Raw genomic sequence first — 13,861 nt, 5'->3', positions numbered from 1 at the left:
CAATTTATTGAGAAAAATAGACCGCTTATACAATACATTAACTGACGTTATTTAGCCGATTTCTGTTTCTGAGCCGCTTTCGCCGATTTTTTGCCTTTAGCTTTTGAATTGACTTCCTGCTTATGCTCGTCTTCCACCATTGTTTTTACGCAAAGATGAAGAATTTGTTCCACTCCGTTTTTAATATATTCGTCGCCACGTACCTTATTTTTTTGAATATCAAGCATTGCATCGTGGATACCTTGCGTCATACTCGGCGTTTGTACCAAATCCCAACAACTTGGATCCAAATGATTAAAATTGCCTTGTAAATCCGCAGCATAAAGCACACCGCTATAATAAGCGTAAATATTATGATCCATTAAGCGATTCAAAATCATTGCTCGAATTTGTTCTACCGGCAGATTAACTTTTTTGTTATACCAATCATCAACACCGTTCATAAATGAATCGATATCATAGCTTTCATTTACTCGATCCGCGTAAGTTTGTGCCGTTGCGCCATAAGCTATCGCATAGGATTTTTGATCTACTTCCGAATCGTTTAAACGAGTCCAACTACTTTTACTCGAACAAGCGGTCAGAACCGCCAAGGTTAAGCAGACAAAAATCGGTTTCATCAGTTTTTTCATATCGCACTCCTTATCGCTTTATAAAAATTTATTATCCATTTTACCGAATAAATGGCAAAATTACCTAAGTTTTTTTAAGAGGTCACCATGAAACAGTATTTAGATTTATGCCATCGTATCGTAAACGAAGGAAAATGGGTAGAGAACGAACGTACTGGTAAGCGTTGTTTAACCGTAATTAATGCCGATTTAACCTACAATGTTGCAACCGGAGAGTTTCCGCTTGTTACAACAAGAAGAAGTTTTTGGAAAGCGGCGATTGCGGAATTATTGGGTTATATTCGAGGCTATGATAATGCCGCCGATTTCCGCAAACTTGGAACAAAATCATGGGATGCCAATGCAAATCAAAACTCGGCTTGGTTAGCCAATCCGTATCGTAAAGGCGAAGATGATATGGGTTTGGTTTACGGCGCGGTCGGACGTAGCTTCCCGAAAGCGGACGGAGGTTCCGTCGATTTATTGCGCCAGATTGTCGATGATTTAAAAAAAGGCGTGGATAATCGCGGTGAAATTTATACCTTTTATCATCCGGGCGTATTCCATATGGGCTGTTTACGTCCCTGCTTATATAGCCATCATTTCTCGCTTTTAGACGGCACGCTTTATTTAAACAGTACGCAACGTTCCGCCGATGTACCGCTTGGGCTCAATTGGAATATGATCCAATGCTATACCTTCTTGGCTTTAATGGCGCAAATTACCGGACATAAAGCCGGACAAGCGTTTCATAAAATCGTAAATGCGCATATTTATGAAGACCAATTGGAATTGATGCGTGACGTACAATTGAAAAGAAAGCCGCTGGCTTCTCCTAAACTTTGGATTAATCCGGCAATTAAATCATTAGAGGATTTAGAAACTTGGGTAACGCTCGATGATTTTAAAGTCGAAGGTTACGAATATCATCCGGCAATCCAATATCCGTTCTCGGTATAAGAGAAACAAAAAAGCCTAGAATGAATCTAGGCTTTAAAAACTTTGCAAAGAATTATTTTACTAAATCTTTTAATGCTTTACCTGCAACAAACGCCGGCACTTTAGATGCTGCGATTTTGATTTCTTCGCCGGTACGTGGGTTACGACCCGTACGTGCATTACGCTCGTTTACTTTAAAAGTACCGAAGCCGATTAACTGAACGGTGTCGCCATTTTTTAGGCTTTCAGAGATCGCATTTAAAGTCGCTTCTAATGCCGCTTTCGCGTCTTTCTTGCTTAACTCTGCACCAGCAGCGATTGCATCGATTAACTCAGTTTTATTCATGATTGTATCCTCTAAGATTTATTTTAGATTAAATGACGTTACACGTCCGAAATTGTTACGTAAAACGTTCACTAGCTTAATTGAAACTTTCCTTTTCGCAAAGGGGATTCGTGATAAAATTGTCGATATTTTAATTTATTGGTTAAATTTTAACCCAATATTGCTAATTCCGCTAGCGCGAATATCTTCTTTTAGTCCTAAAATGAGTTCGATATCACGTGTTTCGCATTCATTTAGCAAACGATAGATTTGCCACTGCACATCCAATTCGTCCTGAATTTCTTCCGAATTTTTCAATTCTTGCTCATTCAGTTCTTTTTCATTTTGCATTTCGAGGTAACTCGCCACCGTACCGAGTGAAATCTGGCTGATGCGGACGGCTTGCTCCAAACTGGAACCTGCAATAATGCCGTGTAATAATTCCGATAACGCTTCACACGCTTCTTGAGCGGGCAATACGCCGAAAAAATCGTAATCGTTCACATCGGGAATAATTTCTTCTAATTTTTCCAGTTGGTTATCGAAATTAATTTTCGTTCCTTTTATTGTCAAAAATTCCCAAATAAGGTTCAGAATATTTTGAAAAATTTTTGCTTTTTCAGATTGTTGCGTCACATCGCAAAAAAGTTGGTAATTCGGATACATTCTTTCGCAAAGGCACACCATAAACGTTAAATGCTGCCAAGATTCAAAACGTTCCATACGTTTATGAATAGGATTTCTCATTTTTTCCTCTGTTTTTTCGATTCAAAGACAATTTTCTTTTAACGCAAGCGGTCGAATTTTCATCATTTTTTTGCAAAATCTTTCGGAAATTTAACCGCTTGTTTAAGCCAAATCGGCTAGAAGATTACTTATGGTATTGTTTTGAATACTCGTGTACCGCATCAACAAATATTTTCGGACTTTGTTCCGGTACGTCTTGATGGATACCGTGACCGAGATTGAACACATGGCCGGAGCCTTGACCGAAGCCGGCTAAGATTTGTTTCACTTCTTGTTTGATACGTTCCGACTGTGCATACAACACACTCGGGTCCATATTGCCTTGTAGCGCGACTTTGTGTCCGACACGACGGCGTGCATCCGCAATATCAATCGTCCAGTCTAACCCCACCGCATCGCAGCCGGTTTCCGCAATTGCTTCCAGCCATAAGCCGCCGCCTTTGGTAAATAAGGTTACCGGTACTTTTCTACCTTCGTTTTCACGAATTAAACCGTCCACGATTTTGTGCATATAACGTAGCGAGAACGCTTTATATTCGTTATGCGCCAATACACCGCCCCAAGTATCGAAAACCATTACCGCTTGCGCGCCGGCTTTGATTTGTGCATTCAAATATAAGATCACGCTATCGGCTAATTTATCTAATAATGCGTGTAAAATTTGCGGATCGGCATACATCATTTTTTTGATTTTGGTGAACGCTTTGCTTGAACCGCCTTCCACCATATAAGTCGCTAATGTCCAGGGGCTGCCGGAAAAACCGATTAACGGCACTTCGCCTTTTAACTCACGACGAATCGTACGTACCGCATTCATCACATATTGTAATTCACCTTCCGGATCCGGAATCGGTAAGTTCTCTACCTGTGCTTTAGTTTCAATCGGACGAGCAAATTTAGGGCCTTCTCCCGCACCAAAACTTAAACCTAAGCCCATTGCATCCGGAACGGTTAAAATATCAGAGAATAAAATCGCCGCATCCAACGCATAACGACGTAACGGCTGTAAAGTAACTTCACAGGCTAAATCCGCATTGCGGCATAAAGACATAAAATCACCGGCCTCTGCACGTGTCGCTTTATATTCCGGTAGATAACGTCCGGCTTGACGCATCATCCATACCGGTGTCATATCAACTGGTTCACGTAGTAACGCTTTTAAGTAACGATCATTTTTTAATTGGTTCATAATATTCCTTGCATATCAATTCAAAGTAGAAACAAGCGGCTAAATTTTATAAAAAATTTGCAAAATTTTGCCAGAAAGTCACCGCTTGTATATAACTCGTTGGGATTAGTGAAGTTGAGGTTTCTCGCTTGTTTTTACGTTTAAGGCAAAATGACTGTGTAAGAAAAGCGTTAATACTCTAAGGTACTCGACCACTTCTTCTCCGGCTTCCAACAACTCGTTATTATCATCGTCTTCATTGTAACCTAATTTGGATATTTCTTCTAAATCATCTAACGCTTCGCCGATTTCATCCGTTTCGCGGCTTAATTTAGGTTGCGCAAGCCCCAAACCTAATAAGAATTGGCTGCTCCAGTCGGCTATAGCGTCCGCCAAGGCGAAACCATCTTCATTATTCGGAGTCCAAAGCGAAAATAAGGTATTGGCTTCATCAAAACTTTCGGTTAATTGTTGGTAAAAAGCACTTAATTCCGCTAGAGGCGCTTGTGAAAAAGCATGCCCGTCATTTAAAAATTGGTAAGTTAAGGTTTTCCAAGATTCGTCTTGTACCCCACCCGCAATTAATCCGCTTAAAAATCCATGTACTTCTGCGGCGCTTTCGGCGATTTGAAGCTGCGTAATTAATTGATTAAATTCGGTTGATTGTGTAATAGCCATGTTGTCTTATTTGTGATTCTGTTAAAGAATGGCATAATAGCAAAAAATTTATATTACTTGTGAGGATTTCGCGACTATGTCGGCAAATTATATTGAAGTTCAAATTTTTGGGCAGGTGCTTCGTTTACATTGTCCACCGGATCAACAAGAAAATTTACTTGCCTCTGCACAACGTTTGGAAGAACGCGTTGCACTGTTAAAAGATCAGTCCGGTATCATTCAGCTGGAAAAAGTATTGGCGATTGTCGCACTGAATCTCAATTACGAGCTTGAACAAGAAAAACAGAAGAACGCTAATAATAAAGCGGTATTGGAATCTTGTATTCATCAATTGGATAACTCGCTAAGTAAATTGCTAACCGGCAGTTCCGTTGCGATTAATCAAGAAAGTGTTTAAAAGCTGATCATTTGGGAATTTTTCTCAATTCAAGACTAGGAAAAAACGTGAATTTCCGTTAGTATAAGACTTGCCTGAGGTGTGCGTTACTCGTTACGTCCCTGAGCCGATAATTTGAAACTTTGAGTTGGACATCTAAATGCCGGTGAGCAGGCTTACCTTGAGTAAGAAGCCTAAAGGCAATTAAGTTCGACTCCCTTGAACCTTCTGGTTCAAGGACCACCACAAGTAACGGCACTTCGGGTTCTTTTGCATTAAGGTATTCTCAATATGCAATCACATTCCGTACAAGCTCGCAGACAACTTCGTCAATCCATTCTGAACGAACGAGCTAAATTATCTTTAGAACAACAATCAATCGCTTCTTTTAATCTGATTCCGCAAGCACTTGCTCTTATCAATCAATATCACACCGAACATATTGCACTCTATTTGCCTTTTAATAGCGAAATTTCACCGCTTCCGTTGATTGAACGATTACAACAACAAAACAAATCGCTCTATCTGCCTATTCTCCATCCGTTTGCTAAAGGTCATCTGTTCTTTCAACAATATGATGCAGAAACGCTATTCATCACGCATAAATTCGGTATGCAACAGCCTAAGCCGGACGTACGTAAGGTAAAACCGTTAAATGAAATCGAGATGATATTTACTCCGCTACTTGCTTGTGATAAAAGCGGTAATCGTTTAGGTTACGGAGGCGGTTTTTATGACAGAACGCTTGCCCTAACTCCGCAAGCGATAAGCGTAGGGCTTGCATATCCGTTTCAATTTGTTGAGAATTTACCGACGGAACCTTGGGATATACCGCTTAACCACTTGATCATAGGAGATATAAAGTGACAGACAAAGAATCCGCAGGAAGCCAAACATTAGTTCGAGGTCTTAAATTACTTGAATTGCTCTCCCAATACCCGAACGGTTGTCCGTTAGCTCAACTTTCCGAACTGGCGAATTTAAACAAAAGTACGGTTCATCGCTTATTGCAAAGCCTTCAGCAAGAAGGATTCGTTCGTCCTGCCCCGACTACCGGAAGCTATCGTTTATCGACCAAATGTTTAGCCATCGGTCAGCGCGCGCTCAGTTCCCTTAATATCCTACATATCGCCGCACCGCATTTGGAGGCGCTTAACCTAAAGTTAGGCGAAACGGTGAATTTCGCTATGCGAGAAGGCAATCACGCCATCTTGATTTATAAACTCGAGCCGACAACCGGTATGATGAAAACTCGTGCCTATATCGGGCAAAGGCTTCAACTTTATTGTTCCGGTATGGGAAAACTATTTTTAGCCTATGATAAAGCGGAATATATTCCGCATTATTGGGAAATCCAACACGATACCATTCAACAATTAACACCGAATACGATTACTACGGTGCCGGCGATGAATGCCGAGCTTGAAAAGATCCGCCGACAACAATTTGCGATGGATGATGAAGAAAACGAAATGGGCGTTTCATGTATCGCCTGTCCTATTTTTGATCATCAGGGACGTGTGAATTACGCCATCTCCATTTCTCTTTCTACGGCAAGACTTATGCAAGTCGGAATTGATACGTTACGTGCGGAAATTCAAGCGACGTCCCATAAGATCTCGGAAGAACTCGGCTGGAATTGCCAATAAGCGGCGAATTTTTCAACATTTTTAGTAAAATCTCAACGAAGATCTGATTGTATATTCAGGTGTTTTTTCTATCCACAAAGCCTGTGGATAACTTTGTGGATTTCTTTTTGAAAAATCGCTTAACCCTAGATGGAATCTGACTTTATCAGCTTCTTCGGCTAACTGGATACAAAATATCTTATCCTTTAAAATCAATTGGTTATGTTTTTTCCAGTTATTTTAGTTAAAAAAGCAGAAAATTTTTCTTGTAAAGATGCTTGACAATTTCCGCCTGTGTAAAACTTATTTTTTTCTGCTTTGGTATTTATAAAATATCCCAATAACATTTAACTAAAATTTAACATTTTAAACATTTCATTAAAAAATAATTTGCATTCCCTTATTTTTTCCGCTATGTTCCCGAATGAACAAATCTTCTGCGATTTGCCGAAAATTTGATTTAATTCGTAAGTACTGCATAAAAACGCATGAAATTTTGTTAAAAATTCATTTCCATCCTATCTTTTGCTATAATTCACGACTTTTGCATAGCGTTAATTAAATTAGCAACATAGAAAGAATAAGAGGAATAACTATGTTCAACTTCGATCCGACAACCATTACATTCATAATTTATATTATTGGAATGATTGCGATCGGCTTTATCGCCTATCGTGTTACAAATAATTTATCCGACTATATCCTCGGCGGTCGTCGTTTAGGCAGCTTCGTCACCGCCCTATCCGCCGGCGCATCGGATATGTCCGGTTGGTTATTAATGGGGCTACCCGGTACGGTTTATGCAAGCGGTTTAATTGAAGGCTGGTTAGCCGTCGGGCTTACTATCGGGGCTTATCTTAACTGGAAACTGGTCGCAGGTCGTTTACGTTCACACACCGAACATAGCGGCGATGCGCTTACGTTGCCCGAATATTTTCATAACCGTTTTAATGACGAAACGCGTATTATCAAAATTTTATCCGCAATCATTTTTTTACTTTTCTTTGCCGTATATTGCGCTTCGGGCGTAGTTGCCGGTGCTCGCGTATTTGAAAACCTTTTCGGCGTACCTTATGAAAATGCGATTTGGTACGGTGCGGTCGCAACCATTCTTTACACCTTTATCGGCGGTTTCTTAGCGGTAAGTTGGACCGATACCATTCAAGCTTCGCTAATGTTATTCGCTTTAATTTTAACGCCTATTTTCGTCATCATAAACGTAGGCGGTTTTGAGGTAATGCAAGAAACGATTGCGAAAGCCGGCGAATTAGCGCAAAAAGATTATAACGACATTTTTGCCGGTACGACCGTACTCGGCGTATTAAGCCTACTGGCTTGGGGTTTAGGCTACTTTGGGCAACCGCATATCGTCGTACGTTTTATGGCGGCGGAAAGTGTAAAATCGCTTGAGAAAGCTCGCCGTATCAGTATGACGTGGATGATTATCTGTTTAGCGGGTGCTATCGGCATCGGTTATTTCGGTATGGCATATTTCTTTACTCATCCGGAACAAGCTACCGTTGTTAATCAAAATAAAGAACAAATCTTTATTGAATTGGCAAAATTACTGTTTAACCCGTGGATTGCAGGCGTCTTACTATCCGCTATTTTAGCGGCGGTAATGAGTACCCTCTCGGCACAGTTATTAATTTGTTCGAGCGCGATTACCGAAGATCTCTATAAAGGTATCCTTCGCCCGTCCGCAACCGATAAAGAATTAGTATGGCTCGGTCGCATTATGGTATTAGCGGTTGCCGCATTAGCAATCTATATCGCACAAGATCCGAACAGCCAAGTATTCGGCTTAGTAAAAGACGCTTGGGCGGGCTTCGGTAGTGCTTTCGGTCCAGTGGTATTACTGTCATTATTCTGGAAACGTATGAACGGCTTCGGGGCAATTAGCGGTATGTTAGTAGGAGCGTTAATCGTGTACTTCTGGAAAGACATTACCCTTTGGGCTAATTTACCGGAAGTCTATTCGATGATTCCGGGCTTCATTCTAGCGACGTTAGCGATTGTCTTGGTTTCGCTCATTACTCCGCCGCCGAGCAAAAAGGTAACGGACACATTTGAGTGTGCGGATAAAGCCTATTTAGCAGAACTTCAATAAAGACAAAGCGATTTGCCGGCAACGGCAAGTCGCTTTTTTGTTTTCGAAATGCAAACTTTTTCATAAAAACGACCGCTTGTTAAAGCGAAACAGGAGTCCTTTATGCCGACAAACATTTATCAACTTCTTCCTTCTTCAGCCGTCCTTCGTGAAAATATCAGCCGATGTTATCGTATTGATGAGACGGAATTAGTTCAGCAGCTCTTAGTTGAAGCGGAAACGGAAACATTACAGCCCGAGATCAAAAATCTCGCCCGTAAGCTGATCGAAAAAGTACGTACCAACCGCCAAAAAGCCAGCGGTGTCGATGCGTTGATGCACGAGTTTTCGCTTTCCAGCCAAGAAGGTATCGCGTTGATGTGTTTAGCCGAAGCCTTACTGCGTATTCCTGATCAAGCGACCCGAGATAAACTGATTAAAGACAAAATTGCAAAAGGCGACTGGAAATCACATATCGGCAGCAGCCCGTCTTTATTTGTCAATGCTTCCGCATGGGGATTAGTCTTTACCGGAAAATTATTGTCTTTAAATCAACAGGCATTATCAACCAGTCTAAATCAACTGATTAGTAAAGCGGGAGAACCAGTCGTTCGCAAAGGTATCGACTTTGCCATGCGTTTGCTCGGTAAACAATTTGTGACCGGCGAAACGATTCAACTCGCCCTCAAAAATAGCGAGGCTCGTTTTAATAAAGGTTTCCGTTTTACCTACGATATGTTGGGTGAATCCGCCTTTACCGAACAAGACGCACAACGTTATTATCAAGATTACGTTAATTCGATCCATGCTGTCGGTGCCGTATCAAAAGGTTTAGGGGTTTATCATTCTTCCGGTGTCTCGGTTAAACTTTCGGCGATTCATCCTCGTTATAGTTTGGCACAGTATGATCGTGTCATGGATGAGCTTTATCCCCGCTTGCGCGATTTATTTCTGTTAGCAAAACGTTATAACATCGGCTTAAATATTGATGCGGAAGAAGCGAACCGTTTAGAAATTTCATTAGATTTAATCGATCGCTTATTAAGCGAACCCGAATTAGCCGATTTTGACGGTATCGGGATTGTCGTACAAGCCTACCAAAAACGTTGCCGTTCGGTTATCGATTATTTAATTGCTAAAGCAAGAGAAAATAATCGTAAATTAATGATTCGTTTAGTGAAAGGCGCTTACTGGGATTCCGAGGTAAAACTCGCTCAAGCGGAAGGCGCAAGCGGTTATCCGGTGTTTACGCGCAAAGTCCATACCGATTTGAATTACGTTGCCTGTGCGAAAAAGCTATTGGCGGCACAAGATGTGGTATTCCCGCAATTTGCCACCCATAATGCGCAAACCTTAGCCACGATTTATCACTTAGCAAAAGGCAAACGTTTTGAATTCCAATGCTTACACGGTATGGGCGAAACACTCTATGACCAAGTAGTCGGCAAAGAGAACCTTAATATTCAATGCCGTGTCTATGCGCCGGTCGGATCTTATCAAACTTTATTAGCTTATTTGGTACGTCGCTTATTAGAAAACGGTTCAAACAGCTCGTTTGTCAATCAAATTGTCGATGAAAACGTCAGTATTGATAAGTTACTTGAAGATCCGGTAGCAAAAGCCGGTATTACCGCCGGCACTATGCACCCGAAAACACCGCTACCGATAAACTTATTTGCCGATCGTAAAAACTCAGCCGGTTACGAACTGAGCGATATGCACCATTTAGTGCAATTAGGCGCACAATTAAACGCATTGGCAGATCATAATCAATACCGTGCCGTGCCTCAAATTGCCGAGCAATTTTATCAAGGTTCGCAACGAAAAGTGATTTATAACCCCGCCGATCAAACTCAAATAGTCGGTGAAGTGACCTATGCTAACGAAACCGACATCGAAAAAGCCTTTGCCATTGCCGAGCAAAATCAGACCACTTGGCAAGCGACTCCACCGGAACAAAGAGCGGCAATTCTCGAGAAGATCGCCGATTTAATGGAAAGCAATATGCCGACTTTATTCGATCTGGCGGTTCGCGAAGCGGGTAAAACGCTGAACAATGCGATTGCAGAAGTTAGAGAAGCGGTCGATTTTTGCCGTTATTATGCAAACCAAGTCAAACGGAATCCGCAGGCTTATCAAAATCCGAGAGGAATTATTGTGGCGATTAGCCCGTGGAACTTCCCGTTGGCGATTTTTACCGGCGAAGTCGTTTCCGCTTTAGTTGCCGGTAATGTCGTTTTGGCAAAACCGGCGGAGCAAACTTCCTTAATGGCACATTATGCGGTGGAATTATTTTATCAAGCAGGCGTACCGAAAGGCGTTTTACAATGCTTACCGGGTAGCGGTGCGGAAATCGGTAATAAATTGACCGCCGATCCTCGTGTGGACGGCGTGATTTTTACCGGCTCGACCGAAACCGCCAAAACTATTAACCGCAATTTGCAAAAACACAGTAAAATCGTACCGCTTATTGCCGAAACCGGCGGACAAAACGCCTTGATTATGGATAGTTCCGCCCTCGGCGAACAAGTGGTGGCGGATGTGCTTAACTCGGCGTTCGATTCGGCGGGACAGCGTTGTTCCGCTCTGCGTGTGCTATATCTACAAGAAGATGTCGCCGATCACATTCTCACTATGCTTAAAGGCGCAATGGCGGAGTTACGTGTCGGCAAACCGCAATTGCTGAATACCGATATCGGTCCGGTAATCGACCGTACCGCTCAAAGCCGTTTATTGGCACATATTGAAAAAATGAAAGCTGCGGCAAAATCGTACTATCAAGTGCCGATTACCGCGGAAGTGGAACAGAACGGGATTTTCGTACCGCCGACCTTATTGGAAATCGACCATATCTCACAAATCGAACATGAAGTATTTGGACCGGTGCTACACGTGATTCGTTTTAATGCCGACCAATTCGAACAAATTATTGATGACATTAACTCGACCGGTTTCGGCTTAACCAGCGGTTTACATAGTCGTATCGACACCACTATCGATCAATGGCTCGATAAAGTACACGCCGGTAACTTATATGTGAATCGCAATACGGTCGGTGCGGTGGTCGGAGTGCAACCGTTCGGCGGTATGGGGCTTTCCGGTACCGGTCCGAAAGCCGGCGGACCGCTTTATCTGCAACGACTGGTAAAAAGCGAGGCTTGGACGCTTGCTGATTTAGAAGGCGAAGCGGTGATAGAAACGGATAAACTTGCACAAGCCGTTCGCCAAACGCTTACCGGCGAGCAACAAAGCGAAGCGTTAGCTCTCTTGCAAACTTTACGCCAAAAATCACCGCTTGCACAAGTGTATAAAATGCAAGGTATCACCGGCGAAAACAACTACTTACGCTTTGAGGCTCGTCCAATAATTGCGGTAAGTAACGGCTCACTGTTCGCACAAATCAAAGCATTGATTGCGATTGCGGTGTGCGGTAGCAAAGCGGTAGTAAAAAAAGATTCGCCGTTAGCGGAATATGCGCATCAATTTGCCGAATACCTGACGGTAGCGGACGACCTCAATAGTCTTCCTAAATTAAGCGTGATGATTGTGCTTGAACCGCTTTCCGGAGAAGAAAGACAGCATTATGCCGAGCGTAGCGGTGCGATTTTAACTTATGTAGAAAGCCTTGACTTGGCGCTCTCGCTGTTACCGTTGGTACATGAAAAGTCGATTAGCATTAACACCGCAGCCGCCGGCGGTAATGCAACGCTTATGAGCGAAATGGATTAACCTTATCCGAATCAGCTTAATATTTATCCCCTTAGCCATAAACTGAGGGGATTTTTATTTTCTGTTTAGCAAGTCATTTCCTTTTCAGCTATAATGCGCCGACTATCCAAAGAGGTAGTGTTTACGTATGTTAATTCAAACCGAGAGTTGAAACAAAAATGACAAATCAAACTATCAGCACACCTAAACAGGTGTTCGTTGGCTTACAAATGCTATTTGTGGCATTTGGTGCTTTAGTATTAATGCCGTTAATTACCGGCTTAGATCCTAATACCGCCCTTCTTACCGCCGGTATCGGTACCCTACTTTTCCAACTTTGTACTAAAGGTCAAGTACCTATTTTCCTTGCATCTTCCTTCGCATTTATCGCACCGATTCAATACGGCGTACAACAATGGGGCATCCCGACCACTATGGGTGGCTTGGTATTCACCGGCTTTGTCTATTTTGCATTAAGTGCGTTAGTGAAATGGAAAGGGGCGAATATCCTCGAAAAACTGTTCCCGCCGGTGGTAGTTGGTCCGGTAATTATTATCATCGGTTTAGGCTTAGCTCCGACTGCGGTGGATATGGCGTTAGGAAAAGGTACAACGATTGAACCGAATACTGCCTTACTAATTTCGATGGCAACCTTAATCACTACACTTATCGTGGCGGTGTTTGCCAAAGGTTTAATGAAATTAGTACCGATTATGTTTGGAATTGTGGTCGGCTACATTCTTTCTCTGATTTTCGGCATCATTGATTTTAGCCCAGTCACCAATGCCGCTTGGTTTAGCTTACCGAAACTCACCACGCCGGAATTTAAGTTAGAAGCAATTCTTTACTTACTCCCAATCGCTCTTGCACCGGCAGTCGAACACGTCGGCGGCATTATGGCGATCAGCTCGGTAACCGGCAAAGATTTTATGACGAAACCGGGTTTACACCGTACCTTATTAGGTGATGGTGTTGCTACGTCTGCCGCCGCATTCTTAGGCGGTCCGCCGAATACTACCTATGCGGAAGTTACCGGTGCGGTTATGCTGACCAAAAACTTTAATCCGCGTGTAATGACTTTTGCCGCGATCTGGGCAATTGCAATTTCATTCTGCGGCAAAGTGGGTGCATTCTTACAAACCATTCCGGGCGTAGTGATGGGCGGTATTATGATGTTAGTTTTCGGTTCTATCGCAGCGGTCGGTATGAGTACATTAATTCGTGCCAAAGTAGATATGGGCGAAGCGCGCAACCTCTGTATCGTTTCCGTGGTAATGACCTTCGGTATCGGCGGTATGTTGATTAACGTCGGTGAGTTCTCACTGAAAGGCATCAGCCTATGTGCTATCGCTGCAATTATTATGAACCTACTTCTTCCAAAAGAAGCGGCTAAAAAAGCGGAATAATTGCTAACGATTCTATTCTAAAACAAGCGGTCGAATTTCACTAAAAACTTGCAAATTGCAAAAGATTTAGGAAATTCGACCGCTTTTTTTAAATATTCGGAAACATTTATCCAGCCTTATTCATTTAACTCTTCTACCCTTTTCCATATCTCTCTTTATATACAGACCTAATTTTTAGGTTACATA

The 13,861-nt window shown here is 42.3% G+C and carries 12 protein-coding genes and 1 other RNA gene; 8 read left to right on the top strand and 5 right to left on the bottom strand.

The genetic code is table 11. The annotated features are described in order from the left end of the window. Positions 1–47: 47 nt before the first annotated feature. Positions 48–632, bottom strand: coding sequence for an HI_0449 family lipoprotein (locus DY200_RS00650; RefSeq protein WP_005595799.1), 585 nt, complete (start codon positions 630–632; stop codon positions 48–50). Between the two features lie 87 nt (positions 633–719). Between DY200_RS00650 and DY200_RS00645 the strand changes: the two genes are divergently transcribed. Further along, positions 720–1,571 carry a thymidylate synthase gene (locus DY200_RS00645; protein ID WP_115586519.1) on the top strand — a complete coding sequence of 284 codons (852 nt, stop codon included), beginning with the start codon at positions 720–722 and terminating at the stop codon, positions 1,569–1,571. A 52-nt stretch (positions 1,572–1,623) separates the two neighbouring features. On the opposite strand, the gene DY200_RS00640 is transcribed toward DY200_RS00645, so the two are convergent. From DY200_RS00640 to DY200_RS00625, 4 genes are all read right to left on the bottom strand, one after another. Continuing rightward, positions 1,624–1,896: an HU family DNA-binding protein gene (locus tag DY200_RS00640; protein WP_005595795.1), complete on the bottom strand. Its 273-nt coding sequence runs from the start codon at positions 1,894–1,896 to the stop codon at positions 1,624–1,626. A 135-nt stretch (positions 1,897–2,031) separates the two neighbouring features. Continuing rightward, positions 2,032–2,622, bottom strand: coding sequence for a YjaG family protein (locus DY200_RS00635; protein ID WP_115586518.1), 591 nt, complete (start codon positions 2,620–2,622; stop codon positions 2,032–2,034). Between the two features lie 124 nt (positions 2,623–2,746). Continuing rightward, positions 2,747–3,811: a uroporphyrinogen decarboxylase gene (hemE, locus tag DY200_RS00630; RefSeq protein ID WP_115586517.1), complete on the bottom strand. Its 1,065-nt coding sequence runs from the start codon at positions 3,809–3,811 to the stop codon at positions 2,747–2,749. A 105-nt stretch (positions 3,812–3,916) separates the two neighbouring features. Continuing rightward, the gene (locus tag DY200_RS00625; RefSeq protein ID WP_115586516.1) at positions 3,917–4,468 is read right to left on the bottom strand and encodes a UPF0149 family protein; all 552 of its coding nucleotides are present in this window, start codon (positions 4,466–4,468) and stop codon (positions 3,917–3,919) included. Positions 4,469–4,544: 76 nt separating this feature from the next. Between DY200_RS00625 and DY200_RS00620 the strand changes: the two genes are divergently transcribed. From DY200_RS00620 to DY200_RS00590, 7 genes are all read left to right on the top strand, one after another. After that, a complete protein-coding gene (locus tag DY200_RS00620; protein ID WP_005595785.1) occupies positions 4,545–4,865 on the top strand; it encodes a cell division protein ZapA in 321 nt (106 codons plus the stop codon). Positions 4,866–4,933: 68 nt separating this feature from the next. Further along, a non-coding RNA gene (ssrS, locus tag DY200_RS00615) (6S RNA) lies at positions 4,934–5,115 on the top strand. Positions 5,116–5,135: 20 nt separating this feature from the next. Further along, on the top strand, positions 5,136–5,711 hold the full coding sequence (locus tag DY200_RS00610; protein WP_115586515.1) for a 5-formyltetrahydrofolate cyclo-ligase: 576 nt from the start codon (positions 5,136–5,138) through the stop codon (positions 5,709–5,711). Beyond that, entirely contained in the window at positions 5,708–6,493 is a 786-nt protein-coding gene (locus DY200_RS00605; protein ID WP_115586514.1) for an IclR family transcriptional regulator, read from the top strand. Before DY200_RS00610 ends, DY200_RS00605 begins: the two co-directional genes overlap by 4 nt. Before the next feature lie 574 nt (positions 6,494–7,067). Then, on the top strand, positions 7,068–8,582 hold the full coding sequence (gene putP / locus DY200_RS00600) for a sodium/proline symporter PutP (RefSeq protein ID WP_115586513.1): 1,515 nt from the start codon (positions 7,068–7,070) through the stop codon (positions 8,580–8,582). 102 nt (positions 8,583–8,684) lie between these two features. Next, entirely contained in the window at positions 8,685–12,290 is a 3,606-nt protein-coding gene (gene putA, locus DY200_RS00595; protein ID WP_115586512.1) for a bifunctional proline dehydrogenase/L-glutamate gamma-semialdehyde dehydrogenase PutA, read from the top strand. A 158-nt stretch (positions 12,291–12,448) separates the two neighbouring features. Then, the gene (locus tag DY200_RS00590; RefSeq protein ID WP_005616598.1) at positions 12,449–13,675 is read left to right on the top strand and encodes a uracil-xanthine permease family protein; all 1,227 of its coding nucleotides are present in this window, start codon (positions 12,449–12,451) and stop codon (positions 13,673–13,675) included. Positions 13,676–13,861 lie beyond the last annotated feature (186 nt).

This window comes from Actinobacillus lignieresii (assembly GCF_900444945.1).
Lineage (GTDB): Bacteria > Pseudomonadota > Gammaproteobacteria > Enterobacterales > Pasteurellaceae > Actinobacillus > Actinobacillus lignieresii.
Note: the sequence above shows the minus strand (reverse complement) of the source record. Positions and strands in the feature narration are given on the sequence as shown.

Coding starts and splice junctions, on each gene's coding strand:
- DY200_RS00650 (WP_005595799.1), bottom strand. CDS start 632: ATGAAAAAACTGATGAAACCGATTTTTGTCTGCTTAACCTTGGCGGTT.
- DY200_RS00645 (WP_115586519.1), top strand. CDS start 720: ATGAAACAGTATTTAGATTTATGCCATCGTATCGTAAACGAAGGAAAA.
- DY200_RS00640 (WP_005595795.1), bottom strand. CDS start 1,896: ATGAATAAAACTGAGTTAATCGATGCAATCGCTGCTGGTGCAGAGTTA.
- DY200_RS00635 (WP_115586518.1), bottom strand. CDS start 2,622: ATGAGAAATCCTATTCATAAACGTATGGAACGTTTTGAATCTTGGCAG.
- hemE (WP_115586517.1), bottom strand. CDS start 3,811: ATGAACCAATTAAAAAATGATCGTTACTTAAAAGCGTTACTACGTGAA.
- DY200_RS00625 (WP_115586516.1), bottom strand. CDS start 4,468: ATGGCTATTACACAATCAACCGAATTTAATCAATTAATTACGCAGCTT.
- DY200_RS00620 (WP_005595785.1), top strand. CDS start 4,545: ATGTCGGCAAATTATATTGAAGTTCAAATTTTTGGGCAGGTGCTTCGT.
- DY200_RS00610 (WP_115586515.1), top strand. CDS start 5,136: ATGCAATCACATTCCGTACAAGCTCGCAGACAACTTCGTCAATCCATT.
- putP (WP_115586513.1), top strand. CDS start 7,068: ATGTTCAACTTCGATCCGACAACCATTACATTCATAATTTATATTATT.
- putA (WP_115586512.1), top strand. CDS start 8,685: ATGCCGACAAACATTTATCAACTTCTTCCTTCTTCAGCCGTCCTTCGT.
- DY200_RS00590 (WP_005616598.1), top strand. CDS start 12,449: ATGACAAATCAAACTATCAGCACACCTAAACAGGTGTTCGTTGGCTTA.